Below are 17,410 nucleotides of genomic sequence, written 5' to 3' on the forward strand. Positions count from 1 at the left end.
ACAACATCGCGGCGGCCAAGGACCGGCCGCTGGTGATCGTGGTCAACGACAACGAGCGGTCCTACGCGCCCACCATCGGCGGGCTGGCCAACCACCTGGCCACGTTGCGCACCACGGACGGCTATGAGCGGTTCCTCCAGCGCGGCAAGGAGATCCTCGAGCGCACCCCCGTCATCGGCCGCCCGCTGTACGAGTCCCTGCACGGGGCGAAGAAGGGCTTCAAGGACGCGTTCGCACCCCAGGGCATGTTCGAGGACCTGGGCCTCAAATACGTCGGGCCCATCGACGGCCACGACGTGGAGGCCGTCGAGTCGGCGCTGCGCCGCGCCAAGCGGTTCCACGGCCCGGTGCTCGTGCACGTCCGCACGGTCAAGGGCCGCGGCTGCGACGCCGCCGAACGGGACGAGGCCGACCGCTTCCACGCGGTGGGCCAGGTGGACCCGGTCACCTTCAAGCCGAGGGCGTCGTCGGGCCCCTCGTGGACATCGGTGTTCGGTGACGAGATGGTGCGCGTCGGCGCCGAGCGCGAGGACGTCGTCGCCATCACGGCCGCCATGCTCCAGCCGGTGGGGCTGGGGAAGTTCGCCAAGGCGTACCCGTCGAGGGTGTACGACGTCGGGATCGCCGAGCAGCACGCGGCCGTCTCCGCGGCGGGACTGGCCACCGGGGGGCTGCACCCCGTGGTCGCGGTCTACGCCACCTTCCTCAACCGCGCCTTCGACCAGGTCCTGATGGATGTCGCCCTGCACAAGTGCGGGGTGACCTTCGTCCTGGACCGGGCGGGTATCACCGGGTCGGACGGCGCCTCGCACAACGGCATGTGGGACATGTCGGTCCTCCAGGTCGTCCCCGGGCTTCGGCTGGCCGCCCCCCGCGACGCCGACCAGCTGCGCCTCCAACTGCGCGAGGCCCTCGCGGTGGACGACGCGCCCACCGTGGTGCGCTTCCCCAAGGAGTCCGTGGGGCCCCATGTGCCCGCTTCGCGGCGGATCGGCGGTATGGACGTCATCCGCGAGAGCGGGGCGGAGCGGACCGATGTGCTGCTCGTGTCGGTGGGCGCGCTCGCCCCCATGTGCCTGGAGACCGCCGAACTGCTCGACGCGCAGGGGATCTCCACCACCGTCGTCGACCCCCGGTGGGTCAAGCCGGTCGACGAGGCACTGCCCGCGCTGGCGAGCGAGCACCGGGTCGTGGTCACCGTCGAGGACAACGGGCGCGTGGGCGGTGTCGGCTCCGCCGTGGCCCAGGCCCTGCGCGACGCCGGAGTCGACGTCCCCCTGCGTGACTTCGGCATCCCTCCGCGCTTCCTCGACCACGCCTCCCGCAAGGAGGTCCTGGCCGAGGCGGGCCTGACCGCACCGGACATCGCCCGCGCCGTAGGAGCGCTCGTGGCCAAGCTGGGCGCAGCACAAGAGGAGTGAGGTCAGACGTGACATCCGACGCCGGCCCCGAGAAGGGCTTCGACCTGGGCAGGCTGCTGGTCGAGCGTGCGGGGGAGCGCTACGCCCTGCACGCCCGGCATCTGAACCACCAGTTGCCGCGGATGCTGCACACCATCGGCTTCGACAAGGTCTACGAGCGGGCCGAGGGGGCCTATTTCTGGGACGAGGACGGCCATGACTACCTCGACATGCTCGCGGGGTTCGGCGTCTTCGGCCTCGGCCGCCACCACCCGGTGGTACGCAAGGCGCTGCACGACGTCATCGACGCGGGGCTGGCCGACCTGACCCGCTTCGACTGCCCGCCCCTGCCCGGACTGCTGGGCGAGCGGCTGCTCGCGCACAGCCCGCATCTGGAGCGGGTGTTCTTCTGCAACAGTGGGACGGAGGCGGTCGAGAGCGCGCTGAAGTTCGCCCGGTACGCCACCGGGCGGCGCCGGATCCTCTACTGCGACCACGCGTTCCACGGTCTGACCGCGGGATCGCTGTCGGTCAACGGCGAGGACGGCTTCCGCAAGGGGTTCGATCCTCTGCTGCCCGACTCCGCGGTCCCGCTGGGCGACCTCGACGCCCTGGAGCGGGAGCTGCGCAAGGGCGATGTCGCGGCGTTCATCCTCGAGCCCATCCAGGGCAAGGGGGTGCACGCCGCCCCGCCCGGCTACCTGCGGGCCGCCCAGGAGCTCCTGCGCAGGCACAAGGCCCTGCTGATCGCCGACGAGGTGCAGACCGGGCTCGGCCGCACCGGCGACTTCTACGCCTATCAGCACGAGGACGGCGTGGAGCCGGACATCGTCGCGGTCGCCAAGGCGCTGTCCGGAGGCTATGTGCCGGTCGGCGCCACCCTCGCCAAGGGGTGGATCTTCGAGAAGGTCTACTCCTCGATGGACCGTGTCCTCGTCCACTCGGCCAGCTTCGGGTCCAACGCACAGGCGATGGCCGCGGGACTGGCGACCCTGGCGGTCATGGAGGACGAGCGGACCGTCGCCAACGCCCGCGTGACCGGTGACCTGCTGAGGACACGGCTGGCCGCGCTGGTGGACCGGTACGAGCTCCTGCACGATGTGCGGGGGCGGGGGCTGATGATCGGCATCGAGTTCGGGCGGCCGAAGTCACTGAAGCTGCGTGGAGGCTGGACGATGCTCCAGGCGGCACGCAAGGGCCTGTTCGCCCAGATGGTCGTGGTCCCGCTCTTCCAGCGCCATCGCATCCTCACCCAGGTCTCGGGCGACCATCTCGAGGTGATCAAGCTGATCCCGCCGCTGATCATCGGGGAGCGGGAAGTGGACCGGTTCGTCGAGGCGTTCACCGATGTGATGGACGACGCCCATCGCGGCAGCGGTCTGATGTGGGACTTCGGCCGGACGCTGATCAAACAGGCGGTGGGCAGCAAGTAGTCGTGCGGCTGGCTGCCGTCTCCGGTTCGGGGGCGGTCGGGCGGGGACCCCGGGGCTCGAGCGAGCGCCGGGCCGGAGCAATGAGGCCGCCGACGGCCGCACGGCGCCTTCACCGCGCGCTGAACGACAGCCGGAACATCTCGGGTCGGGGAACCAGCCGGTGCTGCGGAAGGACACCGGGTCCGCATGACGCGGAGCCGATCCCCTGGTGCGCCAGGTCGAGATTGACGTAGACCCGGTCGCGTCGGCGCAGTTCATGCGTATGGGCGGCAGCCTCCAGGTCCTCGCTCGTCCAGCGGCGCACCGCCAGGTCGAACAGGGGGCCGCCGTCGACCCGTAGCCCGCTCCTGTCGGGCGCCGTCAGACGAGCCCACCGCACCCGGGTGCGGTTGCCGTTCTCCTGCGGGAAGACGTACGGGGTCTGCATCCGGTCCACACTCAGCCGGTGCAGGCCCACCCTGGCCGCGCGGCCCGCATCCCGGTAGGCCTCGCCGGGGCCGTCCCCGAACCACTCCACGGTGCCGAACCGCTCGGGCAGGGCCAGCCGCACCCCGAAGCGGGGGAGGGTCCGCGACCACTCGCCGACCGGTTCGGCGCTCAGCTCCAGGTGCAGACGCTCCTCGTCCCCGGTCCACTGGTAGGACACGAGGTAGTGGTGGTCATGGGCGGGAGGGGCCACCCGGGTGCGCACGACCATGGCGTCGTCGCTCCTGTCGACGGAGACGACACGGTGGCGCAGGCGGTCCAGTCCCACGACGCGCCATCCGAGGTCCTCGCTGAGGCCGTGGTGGCCGCGGTCGTTGTCCGTGGGCGCCCGCCACAGGTCCAGCCGCGGGCCCTCCACCTCCACGCCGCCGATCCGCAGCAGGGCTCCGGTGCGGGCATGGAAGACGCCGGGACCGATCCGCAGGGTGCCGTCGTCGCCGTCGCGCGGCCGCGCGAGGGCGCGCCGGGCACTGCGGTCCGGGGCCGAGTCCACCGACGAGTCCCCCCGCGAGTCCCCCACTGAGCCGACCGACGAGTCCAGCGCCGAGAGCCGCGCCTGTCCCCAGGCGATCTCATGGCCCGCCTCGGCCCAGGGCTGGTCCTCGCGCAGCACCGCCCGGGCGGTGAACCAGGTCTCGCCCGGCCCGGTGGCCGTCTTGGGCAGCGGCACCACCGCCGATTCGCCGGGAGCGAGCACGGGTACGCCGAGGAAGCCGTCCGAGGGCTCGGGGCCGGGCTTGCCGCCGTGGCCGGCCCGGTCCTCGGTCTCCAGGGCGCCGCTGTCCACGACCACGGCCCATGGGTAGACCAGGTGCGCCGTGTCCCGGAAGTCATGGAGGTTGGTGACGCGGACAGTCCCGTCCTCGGGGTCCGGGGCGATCCTGACCGGCTCGACGACCTTCTTGAACTCGATCAGCCCGGGGGAGGCCGTGCGGTCGGGGAGGACGAGCCCGTCGGCGATGAAGTTGCCGTCGTGGACCACTTCGCCGAAGTCGCCCCCGTAGGCGTACCAGTGGCTGCCGTCCGGCGCGGTGCGGTGGATGCCGTGGTCGATCCACTCCCACACGAAGCCGCCCTGGCACCGCTCGTACCTCTCGAACAGCTCCTGGTACTCGGTGAGGCCGCCCGGCCCCGCGCCCATGGCGTGCGCGTACTCGCACAGCACGAACGGCAGTGAGCGACGGTGCTCGTCGGCGGCCGGGTCCTCGGTGACGGGCTCCTCGCGGCGGCCGATGGCGTCGACCTCCTCGTGGGAGGCGTACATCCGTGAGTAGACGTCCACGTAGGAGCTGTCCCAGTCGCCCTCGTAGTGCAGCGGCCGACCGGGGTCGCGGCCCTTCGCCCACTCGGCCATGACCCGCAGATTGCCGCCCTTGCCCGCCTCGTTGCCGAGCGACCACATGATGACGGCGGGGTGGTTCTTGTCCCGCTCGACCATGCGGCGCATCCGGTCGGTGAAGGCATCGGTCCAGCGGGGGTCGTCCGAAGGGTTGCCGCGCCAGCCCACGACGGTGAACCCATGGGTCTCGAGGTCGCACTCGTCCACGACCCACAGCCCCAGCTCGTCGCAGAGCCCGAGGAAGTCCGGGTGGGGCGGGTAGTGGCTGGTGCGGACGGCGTTGATGTTGTGCCGCTTCATCATCAGCAGGTCCTCGCGCATCGTGGCGAGGGGGACGGCCCGGCCGTGCTCGGGGTGCCACTCGTGGCGGTTGACCCCGCGCAGGAGGATCCGGCGCCCGTTGACCTTCAGCTGCCCGTCCTCGATCCGGACCGTGCGGAAGCCGAGGCGCAGCCGCACCCGCTCCGGGCCGCGCACCAGCTCGGCGTCGTAACAGCGGGGGAGTTCGGCCGACCACGGCTCGACGCTCTCCAGGACATGGGGACCCGCCGCGTCGACGGCCTCCAGTCCGAGCTCGGGGACGCTCAGCACCGTGCCCTCGGGGGCGTCGACGCGCAGGGTGCCGGAGCCGGTGAGATGGTCGTAGTCCGCGTGCACGAAGAAGTCGTCCAGGCCGCCGGCCGGGCGCGACAGCAGTGTCACGCTCCGGAAGATGCCGGACAGCCACCACATGTCCTGGTCCTCGATGTAGCTCGCGCTGGACCACTGGTGGACGCGGACGGCGAGGACATTGCGGCCGGGGCGCAGGGCGGCGGCGACGTCGAACTCGGCGGGCAGCCGGGAGCCCTTGGCGTGGCCGAGCTCATGGCCGTTCAGCCAGACCCGGAAGCACGAGTCGACACCGTCGAAGCGCAGGACCGCCGCGCCCTGCGGCCAGTCGGCGGGCAGCTCGAAGGCGTGCCGGTAGTCGCCGGTGGGGTTCTCGTCCGGTACGTGCGGCGGGTCGACGGGGAAGGGGAAGCGCACATTGGTGTACGCGGGGGCGCCGTGCCCGTGCATCTGCCAGTGGGCCGGAACGGGCAGCCGGTCCCATTCGGCATCGTCGTAGCCGTCCTTCTCGAAGCCCCGGTCGGCCTCCTCCGCGTCGGCCGCGGTCGGGCTGAGGCGGAACCGCCACACTCCGTCGAGGAGCACTGCGGGGGCGTTCGAGGCGAACGCGGCGCGTGGCGCCTTCAGTCCTGAGTGGGGGGCGATGTCCTCGATGTACGGTGCGGGAACGGCCACGCGGCCGAACCTAGGGTGGGGTCGACCGATGGTCAACCCCGCCGCGCGACACTCGTGCCAGGTGTGCCCGCCGCCCGATGGACGCCGCCTCCAGGGCTTTTCGAGAGGCCCTGCCGACCCTCGCACCACCGAGCCTGGAAGGGACACAAGCGATGACGCTCGTACCGTGGGACGCGAAGTTCGAGGACGTGCTCAGGGCGACCCTGCCCATGCTGGACCCGACGTCCCGCCTGGAGCCGAGCACCCGGCTCCTGGACTACGGGCTGGACGAGGAGCGGCTGGAACAGATCGCCGACAGGCTCGAGGAGACCTACTGCGTGGTCCTGCCGCGCGAGAGCCTGTCCCTGGCCGACACGGCGACCCCCGGGTCGGTGTGGGAGATCCTTCAGGCCACGGTCGCGGCGCTGTGGGCCGACGACCTGATCACCCTCGGGGCAGCGTAGTGGGCCGCTCCGCAGGGCCGGCGCGGTGGGGCCGCTCCGCAGGGCCGGTGTAGCGGCGCTCCGCGGCGATGGGAGCCGTGTCGCGGGGCCGGCTTCCTACACCGGCTCCTTGAACGGGTCGTGCTCGGCGAGCAGCTTGTCGAGTCTGGCCTGGTCCACCCGGCTGACCACCCGTGTCTCGTCCTGCTTGTCACGGATGGTCTTGGCGAGGGTGAACGCCGACGTCACCAGGTAGAGCACGCCGAGCGCCAGGAAAGCGCGTACCCAGGCGCCCACCGGCAGGTAGGCGATGCCGACCCCCACCGCGGTGCCGGACACGGCGAACGACAGGATGGCCTGCACATGGAAGGCCGCGGTGGTCCGCGGCTGCGTCGCATTCGTCATGCCTGAAGGATCGTCAGCCGAGACTCGCCGCACATGAGTACGGATACTCAATCCGAGGGTGGGTTCATCCCTCGCCGTCGAGCAGGAGCGCGCGCAGCCGCTCGCGGCGCTGCGGGCCGCAGTCCAGGCCCTCGGTCAGATAGCGCTCGGTGCTGCCCCAGTGCTCCTCGATGGACTGGTAGGCCGACTCCAGGTACTCGACCCTGGCCTCGAACAGCGGTCTGAGCAGTTCCAGCGCCTCCCCGTTCGAGCGGTGGGTGCTGCCGTCGTCCCGGCGCAGGCGGTAGCGGTTGCGGACCTCGTTGCTGCGCAGGTAGTCGGCCTCGATGGCGTCCCGCTCCACGCCGAGCGCGAGGAGCACCACGACGATCGACATGCCCGCGCGGTCCTTGCCCGCCGCGCAGTGCATGAGCGCGGGCAGCCCGTCCTCCTCCGCGAGGGTGCGCAGCAGGCGGGAGTGCTCCGCCGTGCGCTCGCGGACCATCCTCCGGTACGACTTCTGCATCCGGGTCCCCGCCCGGCCCTCGCCCAGCCTCTCGCGCAGCGCCGCCACGTCGCCGTCGCGCACGGTCTTCCAGAACTCCGCGCCGTGCGCCGGGTCGCTCAGCGGCATCCGGACGTGCCGCACTCCCGGCAGGTCGACGTCGGGCCCCTCGAGCTCGATGTCGGAGTCGTTGCGGAAGTCGAAGACGAAGCGCAGCCCGAGGCCCCGCAGGAACCGTGCGTCCTCCTCGGTGGCGAAGGCCAGATGCCCGCTGCGAAAGAGCCGCCCGGACCGCACCCGCCGCCCGTCCGCGGTGGGCAGCCCTCCCACATCCCTGAAGTTCCGCACCCCCTCCAGGCCTGGCTCGGTGGGGACGGTCTCAAAGATCTCCTGGGACACCGGCACTCCTCGTATTCGGGCACACCACGGCTCAGCGAGTTCGACCATACGTCAGCGCCTCGACCCCGCATCCTGCCCCCGCTGAGCGGTCCGGCGGCCCGCTCTCGCCGCGGTGCCCGCGCCGCCTCACTCCGTCACGGCGGCGTAGCGCCAGATCCCCTCGCTGTCCTCCTCCGGCTCCTCCTGCTCGTCGAGGTCCACCTCCACGCCGTGGGGCTCCAGGGCGGCGCGCAGGCGGGTCGTCATCGCGTCCGAGAGGTAGTGGTGGTGCAGATCGAGCAGCTGGAGGTGGGTCAGGGACCGGCCTTCCAGCAGGGCCTCGGCGCCCGTGTCGGTGAGGGTGCCCATCGACAGGCTCAGGGAGGTCAGCCGCGGGACGACCGGGGCCTTGGCCACCCGCGCCGCCAGCTCGTCCTGGACCTCGGTGTTCTGCAGGCCCAGATGGCGCAGCTCCGGGAAGCGGTCGGCCTCCAGCAGCGGGGCTATGTCCTCGACCGTCCAGTCCCCGCCGTACTCCGGGACGCCGAGCCACATCTCGAGCCACCGCAGCGCGGGCAGCTCGCTCGCCGCGACGCCCCGCACCACCTGCGCGGGCAGGCCGCCGGACTCGAAGGCGAGCGTGCGCAGCCGCTCGTGCCGAACGGCGGGGAACGCCAGACCGTCCCCTCCGCGCACCCCCAGCTCCTCCAGCGCGGGGAAGGCCTCCAGCAGGGGGGTGACATCGGCCTGCTGGATCCAGGAGATCTCCGTCTCCCGCGCCACGAGATCCCCGAGGAAGACCGCCACCAGCCCCGTGAGCCTGTCGCGCGCGGCCGTCACCAGCTCGATCACGGGGGCGCAGTCCTCGTCACCGGCCTCGCCCCACTGGCCTATCACCAGAGCACGCACACCCGCGGGATCAACCGTCTCCAGGAATCTCTTCCAGCACTCCTCGAACGACTCGCCGCCGTCGGGGTCCACCGCCAGCCGCCAGGCCACGCTCTCCGGCTCCGGAAGCGTGCTCTGCTCGTCCGGCTCCCCCCGCCGCGGGAAGTCGTACGCGGGCAGGCAGTGCAACTCCTCGAGATGCGCGTTCACGGTCATGCGGGTGACTCCTGACGCCGCGGGATCTGTTTGTGCCCATTCCTATCAACCGCCACTGACATCGATCCTCGGCCACCGCCCCTGTAGCCGCCGCATAGGGGTGCGCGAGCACCCCTGCGGGGCGCTTCTAGGTGTCCACCAGAACATGGCGTCGGCCGAAGAACATGGCGTCGGCCGAATCCGGAACCGATCAAGGGGCAGCGCCATGAACAGCGAGCTGGGCACGGGCGAGGCGACCTCCGGTCCGGCAGGCACTGCCGCACAGGTCGGAGGGGCGAGATGACCACAGTGATCCTGGACCGGCCGTCCGGCCCGCTCCACCCGTACCCGCGGTGGCTGGGCGACAGCGGCGGGGATCTGGCGCTCCTCACCGGGCGCCCCCCGGCCGAACTGGGGCCCGGCGACCTCGCCGGATACGCCGAGGTCCGCTCCTGCGCCGACTACGCCACCTCCACGGAGGTCGAGCGCTGCGCCCTGGACCTCGCCCACCGCACCCGCGTCACCTCCCTCGTCGCCATCGACTCCCACGACCTGGTCAGGGCCGCCGCGCTGCGCGACCACCTCGGCATCCCCGGGCAGACCCGCGAGCAGGCCGTCGTCCTCCAGGACCTGGTGCTCGCCCGGCGGGCGCTGGAGCGGGCCGGGGTGCCCGCCCCCGTCGCCGGTCCCGTCCAGCGCGTGGCCGACCTCTACTGGTACGCCCACCGCTGGGGCTACCCGCTGCGCGTACGCCGACGCCGCACCCCGGGCTGGGCGGAGACCGCCGTGCTCACCAACGAGGCCGCCGTGCGCGCCCTCACCCTGGACGGGCTGTCCCACGACCCGGACGCCGTGCCCGCGCTGATCGCCGAGCGCTACCTCGAGGGCCCCCGCCACCGGGTGGCCGCGGTCCCCGACGACGACGGCACATGGATGCTGCGCCGCACCGGCTGGACCGGGGTCGCGGCGGCCCGCCCCGACGCCCCGCTGCCCGAGGACCTGGCCGCCCTGGTGCGCGCGGCGCTCGACGTGCTCTCCCCGCGGGGCAACGCACCGCATCTCGTGGAGGCCGTTCGCGGCCGGGGCGGCCAGTGGCTGGTGGAATCCGTCGCCTGCGGACTGCGGGACACCAGGGCGGACGAGGTGTTCGGCGGTGTCCACGGCTGGAGCGTGTACGCCGCCGCCGCCCGCGCCCAGGCGGGACTTCCGATCCGCCGTGTCACCGGAATGGTGGCGTGAGATGAGCGTCCTCATCCTGCACCAGGGCTCCCTGGCGGCGGCTCCGTACGACCGCTGGCTGCGCGACTACGACGGCGATCTCCTGCTCCTCGCCTCCCGGGAGCACCTGCATCGGCTCGGCGAGGACGTGCCGCCCGCCGGCAGCGGCTACGCGCGGTTCGAGGCGCTGGACAACTACCAGGTCAGCGGCCGGGTCGAGGCCCGCGCGCTGGCGCTCGCCCGCGAGTACGGCGTCAGCCGCGTCATCGCCTGCCATGAGCGCGATCTGGAACGCGCCGCCCAGTTGCGTGAGGTGCTCGGCCTTCCCGGGCAGCGGCTGGAGAGCGCCGTTCCCTTCCGCGACAAGCTGGTCATGAAGTCGCTGGTGCGCGACGCCGGTGTGCCGGTGGCCCCCTTCGCCGACATCCAGTGCGCCGTCGACGTCGTCTCCTTCGTCCAGCGGCACGGCTACCCGGTGGTCCTCAAGCCGCGCGACGGCGGGGAGTGCGTCGGGGTACGCCTCCTGCGCACCCCGCAGGACCTGGAGACCTTCCTCACCCGGGACTTCGACCTCTACGGGCCCGGCCTGCCGAATCTGCTGGCGGAGGCCTACGTCCCCGGCGCGCTGTGCCACATCGACGGACTGGTCGTCGGCAACCGCACGGTCCTCGCGCTGCCCTCGCAGTACCTCCACGCGCTCGTCACCTACCGGCAGGACCGCGGAGGGCGCCTGGATGTGACCCTCGACCCGGAGGACCCCCTCGCAGGGCGGCTGCTGGAGTTCACCGAACGCGTCCTCCAGGCCCTCCCGGGGCCGGACCACTTCGCCTTCCGCGCCGAGGTCTTCCACACCCCGGACGACGAGTTGCTGCTCTGCGAGATCGCCAGCCGCGCGGGCGGCCGGGGCGTGCGCGATGTGATCCGCGCGCTCTACGGCCTCGACCCCTCCGAGTACTGGGTGCGCGCGCAGGTGGGCCTGCCGCTCCCGGCCGTCATCGGTGAGGAGCGGTTGGAGCCGGCCGGTACGGCGGGCAGGCTCCTGCTGATGAAACGGCCCGGCGAGGTCATCTCCGTGCCCGAGCATCCCGGCTTCCCCTGGGTGGAGCGCTACCGGATCCATGTGGAGCCGGGGCAGCGGGTGGGACCGCCGGAGGACTTCGCGGACCTCATGGCGTCGTTCGTCGTCTCCGCGCCGAGCCGCACCGAGTGCGAGGAGCGGATGCGGGTGCTCGGGGCCTGGTTCGACGAGCACGTCCGCATCGCCGAGCCGCAGCCCCTGTCCTAGCCGGGTACCGGCCGCGTGCACGTCGCGCGTCGTGGCCGCGCCTACGCTGGAGGGATGAGCGCCGAGCTGTTCCCCAGGCCGCGGGCCGAGGTCGCTCCGGGCGCCGTCCATGTGCCCGGATGGCTGGACCTGGAGGCGCAGCGCGAACTGCTGGAGGCGTGCCGGGAGTGGGCGCGGCCTCCGGCCGGCCTGCGCAGGGTACGGATGCCGGGCGGCGGGGAGATGTCGGTGCGCTCGGTCGGACTCGGCTGGCACTGGTTCCCGTACGGCTACGCCCGCACGGTGGTCGACGGCGACGGTGAGCCCGTGAAGCCGTTCCCGCCGTACCTCGGTGAGCTCGGACGCGCCGCCGTCACCGAGGCGTACGGGCGCCCCGGCACCGACGCGTTCGACATCGGGCTGGTCAACTTCTACGACGACGGCGCCAGGATGGGCCTGCACCGCGACCGCGACGAGCACGCCGACGCTCCCGTGGTGTCGTTGAGCCTGGGGGACACCTGCGTCTTCCGGTTCGGCAACACCGAGGACCGGGGCCGCCCCTGGACCGACCTCGAGCTGCGCAGCGGGGACCTGTTCGTCTTCGGCGGCCCCTCGCGTTTCGCCTATCACGGGGTGCCCCGAGTCCTGCCCGGCACCGCCGAACCGGCCCTCGGGCTCAAGGGACGGCTCAATGTCACCCTGCGGGTGTCCGGCCTGGAGGGCTAGGGCGCGCTCCCGGACTCCGGTCCCGATCCTGGCCCCGCCCCCCGTCGCGCCCCTGCCTGCGTCGCAGCCCCTGCCTCCGTCCCGGAGGCCGCCCCCGGCTCCCACAGCGGGTGCTCACGCCTGGCCCACTCGCGGCTCACCGAGCCGGTGCGCATACCCCGGCGGGCCTGGGGGTCCTTGGCCGCCATCCACAGATGCCCGGCGATGGCCACGGCGACCGCAAACGCCAGCCAGTCGTGGACGAAGGTGGCACCCGTGCGCCAGAGCAACGGGACCAGCCCCGGAAACCACAGCACGAGCCCCGTGCCCAGCATCACCAGCACCGTCCCGCCGGTGAACGCGGCGTACAGCTTCTGGCCCGCGTTGAACTTGCCCGCCCGCTCCCGGTCGGCGGCCGCCCGTCGCCTCAGCACACGCGCGCGCAGCCAGTCGCCGTCGTGCGGGCCGAAGCGGTTGAGCCGCTCCAGGTCCCGGCGGAACGCCTTCGAGGCGAGGCCCAGCAGACAGGGCAGCGGCAGGGCCAGTCCCGCCCATTCGTGCACGGTGACCACGAGGTGGCGCCGCCCCACGATCTCGGCCAGCGGTGGCAGGTAGAGCGCCGCCGCGGTGGCCACGCAGACCAGGAAGAGCGCGGCCGTCGCGTGGTGGACCCACCGCTCGGCGCGGGTGAACCGGCGCACGAGCGCGGCTGCGGGGCGCACGGCATCAGACGGGAGCATCGCCACGCCCGTTCGAGCGGCCGACCCACGCGTCCACGTCGTACCCCCGCCGCTCCCAGTAGCCGGGTCGCACGTTGTCGGTGACGCTGATGCCGGACAGCCACTTGGCGGACTTGTAGAAGTACATGGGCGCGACGTAGAGCCGGACCGGGCCGCCGTGCGCGTGGCCGATCGGCTTGTCCATCATGGTCATGGCCACGAGGACATCGTCACGGCGGGCCTGGGCCATGGTCAGGCTCTCGCTGTAGGCCCCGTCGAAGCAGGTGAACCGCACGGCCTTGGCGCCGCGTTCGACCCCGGCGGCGTCCAGCAGCTCCGACAGGCGCACCCCGGAGAACGGTGTGTGCGGCACCCGCCAGCCGGTCACGCACTGCACATCCCGCACCAGCTTCGTCTGCGTCATCGCCCGCAGATCGGACAGTCGAAGGCTGAGACGGGAGCGGACCATGCCGTCCACGGTCAGCCGGTAGTCGGCCTCACCGCGGTGCGGGACGGAACCCGTCACCGAGTAGTACCGAAAGCCCCCGGCACCGGGCACGAACCCGCTCAGGCCGGTGGGGTCCTTGCTACTGACGGCCGCGAGCACACCGTCCAGCCGGTTCTGCACATACGCGCCCCCGGCCACGCCCGCCGCGCCGAGTCCGAGCATGCCGAGCACCACCCGCCGGCCGACGGGTGAGCCCCTGCTGTCGCCTTCCATACCTCGATCAGAGCACGTCGAGGGGCCCGGCGGAACCGCCGACGGCGGCCGTGAGCGTTTCGTAAGGGGGAAGGAAGGGGTGATGGGGGGAAGGGGGCGGCGCACGGGCGGCGTCACAGGTGCGGAGGCATTGCGGGTGCGGCGTTGGCGCTGCGGGATTGGCAGTGCGGGACTCGCAGGGCGGGATTGTCGGTGGTGGGCGCTAACGTCGCGGGCGAAGAGGCACCACCCCTATTTCCCCGTGCCTTCCGCCCCACCAGCCCCCACAAGTCTCACCCCGCCGCAGTCCCGTCGTTACCGTCAGTCCCGTCGTAACCGTCAGTCCCGTCGCTACCGTCAGTCCCGTCCTTACCGTCAGTCCCGCTCGTCATGGAGGACCGCAATGGCCGTCGCCGCCGACGATGTCCGCAGGATCGCGCTGTCCCTGCCGGAGACCTCGGAGAAGCTCTCCTGGGGAATGCCCACGTTCCGGGTGCGCGGCAAGATCTTTGTCTCCCTCGCCGATGACGACGAGTCCATGGGTGTCAAGTGCCCGATGGAGGACCGGGCGGAGCTGATCGCGGCGGAGCCGGAGAAGTTCTTCATCAAGGAGGGCCACGACGACAACTACGCCTGGATGAGAGTGCGGCTGGCCGCCGTGGAGGACGAGGAGGAGCTGCTGGCGATACTCGCCGACTCCTGGCAGCAGGCCGCTCCCAAGTCCCTTGCCTCGGCGCATCCTTCGGGTCCGGCCCCGTCAGCGCCGAGGTCCTGAGCGGACCGGAGCCGTGACCGGACTCGCAGTCTTGACCGGACCTGCTCAAGAGGAGATCGTCTCGGCAGTCGACTGAGAAGGAGCGGTCCGTGCGCAGACCCCTGCTCGCCGCACTCGTCCTGGGTCTCGGGCTCGTCCTGTGCCCCGGCAACGTTGTCCACGCCGCCGAGCCTCCCGCGGAGTTCGGCCGGGACTGGGACGACCCGGTGACCGCGGCACCTCCCGTCGACAAGCCCGACGGCCCGTCCTGCCGGGTGAAGATCGCCGACGAGAAGTTCCGTGACTTCACGCCGTACAAGGGCACTTATGAGCCGCCGAAGCAGTGCGCGGGACGGTGGAGCAAGGTCGTCCTGCGGATGGAGGGCGCCGTGGCCGGGCGGCAGTACGACAGGCTCGGCTACCTCAGCATGGGTGGGGTCACGGTCTTCAAGACCTCCACCCCGGAGCCCTCACCCGACGGCATCCGCTGGTCGGTGGAGAAGGACGTCACCCGCTACACCGACCTGCTGAGCAGACCGCAGCCGGTCGAGATGCTGATAGGCAACGTCGTCGATGACACCTACACCGGAGTCATCGACGTCCAGGTCCATCTGACGTTCTATCAAGCCGAGAAGGGCGACGGCGGACCCGCCCGTGGCGACCACCCCCGGCACCCCACCGGAACCGGCACCCCCGATCGGGTGCTGCCCCTGTCCGGAGCCCGCCAGGAGGACGGATCGCTGACCGGGGACGTCACGGTGCCGCGCAACACCGAACGGCTCCTCGCCGAGGTGTACGCGACGGGTTCCGGCGGCGGCTGCGAGGAGTTCTGGTATCTGTCCACCCGCTCGGACACGCCCTACTCCTGCCACGCGGACAACGGGCCCTACCGGGAGGTCCAGGTCAGCGTGGACGGCAGGCTCGCCGGAATCGCGGCGCCGTATCCGCACGTCTACACGGGCGGCTGGTCCAACCCCTTCCTCTGGTACACCGTCCCCGCCCCGAGGGCCTTCGACATCAAGCCCATCGCCTACGACCTCACCCCCTTCGCCGGGCTGCTGAACGACGGCCGGGCCCACGAGATCAAGGTCACCGTCCTCGGAGTGTCCGCCGGGCAGACCGGATGGGACACCCCCACCGATGTGCTCGTGTGGCAGGACTCCGGGCGTGAGCGGGTCTCCGGCGAGCTCGTGCGCCACCACGAGGGACGGCTCACCGACTCCTCCGAGTACACCCCGGCCACCGACGCGCGTCCCGAGCACCGGGTGGACAGCCGCGGAGCGCATTCGCTGGCGACCACCGGCTACGTCGACACCTCGCACGGCCGCGTCTACACCTCGGTCGACCGCAGGCTGGCCGCGGCCTCCGCCCACCTCTGGACCGACGGCGAGAACAAGGACGCGCTCACCGCATCCTGGGACGACCGCGAGAAGGTGACCGTGACCGGTGGCGGCACCCCGGCCGTGACCTCCGAGCACCGGCGCTACACCATGGACGGCGCCACGGCCATCGGCGCGGGGGACCGCCTGAACACGGTCATGACCCTGACCGACTCCGGGACCACGGCCGCGATCCGCAGGGGCAGGCCCACCCTGACCCGCTTCGACGACACCTACCGGGGCGACGCGACCTTCACCCTCAATGTGCCCCGCGACCAGCGGCACGCTGTCGGCACCTCGTCCGAGCGCTACCGGATCACCGGCACCGGCGGCGGCTACGACCGCACGACAGCGACACGGAACGGATTTCTTGTGACGCCCTGACCTGGGCAACCGACTGCGGCCATTCTGCTGCCGGGCCTTTTCGCTGCCAGGCTTTTCTGCTGCCGGGCTCTTCTATGCCGGGGCCTTCCGCTGCCTGGGCCCTTCTGCTGCCTCGGCCCTTCTGCCACCGGGGCCCTTGTGCTGCCGGCCGCGACGGGTACCTCTCCTGCCGACCGGGGACGGCGCTCGTAGATCACCCGAAGGGAGTAGAGCTCGAGGGAACTCGTCGGCTTTGCCCTCCGTTGACCGGACAAGAAGCTCTGACCGATCGCGGCAGTCGCCGTGGACAGGAGGCGTCGCCGATGTCGGACCGTACGAAGTACGTCGTCATCGCCGTCGTGGCGCTGATTCTCTTCATCCTCCTACCGGGTTGGGTCAAGCTCGCGGTGATCGCGGTACCCGTCGCCGGTTACCTGATGCTCGACCCCACGCAGCGCCGCAGGCTCCGTCGGCAGAGCCGCAAGCAGATAGGACGCTGACCCCGGCAGGGCGGCAGCGTCCCCAGCTGGGCGGTGACGGCTCAGGGCGAGGCGTGCCTTCAGGTGCAGGGGTCGAGATCCGGGGTGAGCTCGGAGGCGCCCTGCTGGCGCAGCGTGCCGAAGAGCGCGTTCACCCAGGTGCCGTCGTTGTACGAGTCCCACAGGGTCTGCTTGATGAACTCGCACATCGCCCGGTCTCCCTTGCGGTAGCCCACGCCATAGCGCTCCTGCGTGAAGGGATCACCGACGACCTTGAGTGCCTTCGGGTGCTGCGCCGCATAGCCGAGGAGGATCGCGCCGTCGGTGGTGAAGGCGTCGACGTTCTTGTTGAGCAGTTCCCGTACGCAGTCGCTCTCCGCGGGGAAGGTCACGGGCGTCACCCCCGACACCTGCTTGAAGGTGTCGATGGAGGTGGTGCCGGTGATCGAGCAGACCTTCCTGCCCACCGTGCTCTTCGGCCCTTTGATGCTCTTCTCGTCCTGGCGCACGAGCAACTGCTGGCCGGTCGTGTAGTAGGGCCCCGCCATGCCGACGATCTTGCGGCGCTCCGGGGTGATCGAGTAGGTGGCGAGCACAAGGTCCACGGTGCGGTTCCGGAGGAACTTCTCACGGTTGGAGGAGATGGTCTCGACCCACTTGATATGGCTGGGCTTGATGCCGAGCTTTCCGGCGATGATCCTCGCGATCTCGATATCGAACCCTGTCAGGTGGTGCGAGCCGGGTTTGAGGTATCCGATGCCCGGCTGGTCGAACTTCACGCCTATCTTGATCTTTCCCGCGTCGTGCAGCTTGGCCATCGTGCTCTCGGGATCGAAGTCGGGCGCGCTGTCCACCCTCACGATGTCGTCGCCTACCGGGCTGGACTGACCGCACCCCGCCAGGCACAGACCGGTGGCGGCCAGGGCTGCGACCAGGCTGGATGTCCGCGGGCGTCGCAGGCTTCGGATCTTCATAGGGTTCTCCGCTGGATGGGCCGGACCGAGTTGGGGGGAAGTATGTGCCCAGGCCGGGGTCTCGCACAGAGGATTCAGGGTTCTCTGGGGTTACTGCCCAGTCGATGGGCAGCAGCGCCCCGCGACCTCGCACATTGCCCC

General features: G+C 71.4%; 16 protein-coding genes. 9 read left to right on the forward strand and 7 right to left on the reverse strand.

Annotation, left to right across the window (positions count from 1 at the left end):
- The coding region (locus IEY86_RS26580) for a 1-deoxy-D-xylulose-5-phosphate synthase N-terminal domain-containing protein (RefSeq protein ID WP_189134400.1) at nucleotides 1-1,421 on the forward strand (1,421 nt) is incomplete at its 5' end.
- 8 nt (nucleotides 1,422-1,429) lie between these two features.
- Nucleotides 1,430-2,833, forward strand: a complete 1,404-nt coding sequence (locus IEY86_RS26585; RefSeq protein WP_189134401.1) for an aspartate aminotransferase family protein — start codon at nucleotides 1,430-1,432, stop codon at nucleotides 2,831-2,833.
- 109 nt (nucleotides 2,834-2,942) lie between these two features.
- Here the strand turns inward: IEY86_RS26585 and IEY86_RS26590 are convergent, their stop codons facing one another.
- Nucleotides 2,943-5,942, reverse strand: coding sequence for a glycoside hydrolase family 2 TIM barrel-domain containing protein (locus IEY86_RS26590; RefSeq protein ID WP_189134402.1), 3,000 nt, complete (start codon nucleotides 5,940-5,942; stop codon nucleotides 2,943-2,945).
- 152 nt (nucleotides 5,943-6,094) lie between these two features.
- On the opposite strand from IEY86_RS26590, the gene IEY86_RS26595 reads away from it, so the two are divergent.
- On the forward strand, nucleotides 6,095-6,385 hold the full coding sequence (locus IEY86_RS26595) for a hypothetical protein (protein WP_189134403.1): 291 nt from the start codon (nucleotides 6,095-6,097) through the stop codon (nucleotides 6,383-6,385).
- A gap of 96 nt (nucleotides 6,386-6,481) precedes the next feature.
- Here the strand turns inward: IEY86_RS26595 and IEY86_RS26600 are convergent, their stop codons facing one another.
- The 3 genes from IEY86_RS26600 to IEY86_RS26610 form a co-directional block, all read right to left on the reverse strand.
- Nucleotides 6,482-6,769, reverse strand: coding sequence for a YiaA/YiaB family inner membrane protein (locus IEY86_RS26600; protein WP_189134404.1), 288 nt, complete (start codon nucleotides 6,767-6,769; stop codon nucleotides 6,482-6,484).
- Nucleotides 6,770-6,833: 64 nt separating this feature from the next.
- Entirely contained in the window at nucleotides 6,834-7,652 is an 819-nt protein-coding gene (locus tag IEY86_RS26605) for a tyrosine-protein phosphatase (protein WP_189134405.1), read from the reverse strand.
- Between the two features lie 126 nt (nucleotides 7,653-7,778).
- Entirely contained in the window at nucleotides 7,779-8,735 is a 957-nt protein-coding gene (locus IEY86_RS26610) for an STM4015 family protein (protein ID WP_189134406.1), read from the reverse strand.
- A gap of 279 nt (nucleotides 8,736-9,014) precedes the next feature.
- On the opposite strand from IEY86_RS26610, the gene IEY86_RS26615 reads away from it, so the two are divergent.
- The 3 genes from IEY86_RS26615 to IEY86_RS26625 are packed head-to-tail and all read left to right on the forward strand — an operon-like array spanning nucleotide 9,015 to nucleotide 11,922.
- Nucleotides 9,015-9,953, forward strand: coding sequence for an ATP-grasp domain-containing protein (locus tag IEY86_RS26615; RefSeq protein WP_189134407.1), 939 nt, complete (start codon nucleotides 9,015-9,017; stop codon nucleotides 9,951-9,953).
- Between the two features lies 1 nt (nucleotide 9,954).
- Complete coding sequence (locus tag IEY86_RS26620; protein WP_189134408.1) at nucleotides 9,955-11,217, forward strand: ATP-binding protein; 1,263 nt, start codon at nucleotides 9,955-9,957, stop codon at nucleotides 11,215-11,217.
- A gap of 54 nt (nucleotides 11,218-11,271) precedes the next feature.
- Nucleotides 11,272-11,922, forward strand: coding sequence for an alpha-ketoglutarate-dependent dioxygenase AlkB family protein (locus IEY86_RS26625; RefSeq protein ID WP_189134409.1), 651 nt, complete (start codon nucleotides 11,272-11,274; stop codon nucleotides 11,920-11,922).
- Here IEY86_RS26625 and IEY86_RS26630 read toward each other — a convergent pair.
- Nucleotides 11,919-12,641, reverse strand: coding sequence for a cytochrome b/b6 domain-containing protein (locus tag IEY86_RS26630; protein WP_189134410.1), 723 nt, complete (start codon nucleotides 12,639-12,641; stop codon nucleotides 11,919-11,921). The two genes, IEY86_RS26625 and IEY86_RS26630, sit on opposite strands and share 4 nt — an antisense overlap.
- Nucleotides 12,628-13,341, reverse strand: a complete 714-nt coding sequence (locus tag IEY86_RS26635) for a molybdopterin-dependent oxidoreductase (protein WP_189134411.1) — start codon at nucleotides 13,339-13,341, stop codon at nucleotides 12,628-12,630. Before IEY86_RS26635 ends, IEY86_RS26630 begins: the two co-directional genes overlap by 14 nt.
- Nucleotides 13,342-13,723: 382 nt before the next feature.
- On the opposite strand from IEY86_RS26635, the gene IEY86_RS26640 reads away from it, so the two are divergent.
- The 3 genes from IEY86_RS26640 to IEY86_RS26650 all read left to right on the forward strand — a co-directional run bounded on the left by IEY86_RS26640 (nucleotide 13,724) and on the right by IEY86_RS26650 (nucleotide 16,316).
- A complete protein-coding gene (locus IEY86_RS26640) occupies nucleotides 13,724-14,095 on the forward strand; it encodes an MmcQ/YjbR family DNA-binding protein (protein ID WP_189134412.1) in 372 nt (123 codons plus the stop codon).
- Nucleotides 14,096-14,184: 89 nt separating this feature from the next.
- On the forward strand, nucleotides 14,185-15,837 hold the full coding sequence (locus tag IEY86_RS26645) for a peptide-N4-asparagine amidase (protein ID WP_373287098.1): 1,653 nt from the start codon (nucleotides 14,185-14,187) through the stop codon (nucleotides 15,835-15,837).
- A 302-nt stretch (nucleotides 15,838-16,139) separates the two neighbouring features.
- Complete coding sequence (locus IEY86_RS26650; RefSeq protein ID WP_189134413.1) at nucleotides 16,140-16,316, forward strand: tail-anchor membrane protein; 177 nt, start codon at nucleotides 16,140-16,142, stop codon at nucleotides 16,314-16,316.
- Between the two features lie 59 nt (nucleotides 16,317-16,375).
- Here the strand turns inward: IEY86_RS26650 and IEY86_RS26655 are convergent, their stop codons facing one another.
- Nucleotides 16,376-17,269, reverse strand: coding sequence for a glutamate ABC transporter substrate-binding protein (locus IEY86_RS26655; RefSeq protein WP_189134414.1), 894 nt, complete (start codon nucleotides 17,267-17,269; stop codon nucleotides 16,376-16,378).
- Nucleotides 17,270-17,410: the final 141 nt, after the last annotated feature.

The sequence above is a fragment of the Wenjunlia tyrosinilytica genome (assembly GCF_014646055.1).
GTDB lineage: Bacteria > Actinomycetota > Actinomycetes > Streptomycetales > Streptomycetaceae > Wenjunlia > Wenjunlia tyrosinilytica.

Coding starts and splice junctions, on each gene's coding strand:
- IEY86_RS26595 (WP_189134403.1), top strand. CDS start 6,095: ATGACGCTCGTACCGTGGGACGCGAAGTTCGAGGACGTGCTCAGGGCG.
- IEY86_RS26600 (WP_189134404.1), bottom strand. CDS start 6,769: ATGACGAATGCGACGCAGCCGCGGACCACCGCGGCCTTCCATGTGCAG.
- IEY86_RS26610 (WP_189134406.1), bottom strand. CDS start 8,735: ATGACCGTGAACGCGCATCTCGAGGAGTTGCACTGCCTGCCCGCGTAC.
- IEY86_RS26615 (WP_189134407.1), top strand. CDS start 9,015: ATGACCACAGTGATCCTGGACCGGCCGTCCGGCCCGCTCCACCCGTAC.
- IEY86_RS26620 (WP_189134408.1), top strand. CDS start 9,955: ATGAGCGTCCTCATCCTGCACCAGGGCTCCCTGGCGGCGGCTCCGTAC.
- IEY86_RS26625 (WP_189134409.1), top strand. CDS start 11,272: ATGAGCGCCGAGCTGTTCCCCAGGCCGCGGGCCGAGGTCGCTCCGGGC.
- IEY86_RS26630 (WP_189134410.1), bottom strand. CDS start 12,641: ATGCTCCCGTCTGATGCCGTGCGCCCCGCAGCCGCGCTCGTGCGCCGG.
- IEY86_RS26635 (WP_189134411.1), bottom strand. CDS start 13,341: ATGGAAGGCGACAGCAGGGGCTCACCCGTCGGCCGGCGGGTGGTGCTC.
- IEY86_RS26640 (WP_189134412.1), top strand. CDS start 13,724: ATGGCCGTCGCCGCCGACGATGTCCGCAGGATCGCGCTGTCCCTGCCG.
- IEY86_RS26650 (WP_189134413.1), top strand. CDS start 16,140: ATGTCGGACCGTACGAAGTACGTCGTCATCGCCGTCGTGGCGCTGATT.
- IEY86_RS26655 (WP_189134414.1), bottom strand. CDS start 17,269: ATGAAGATCCGAAGCCTGCGACGCCCGCGGACATCCAGCCTGGTCGCA.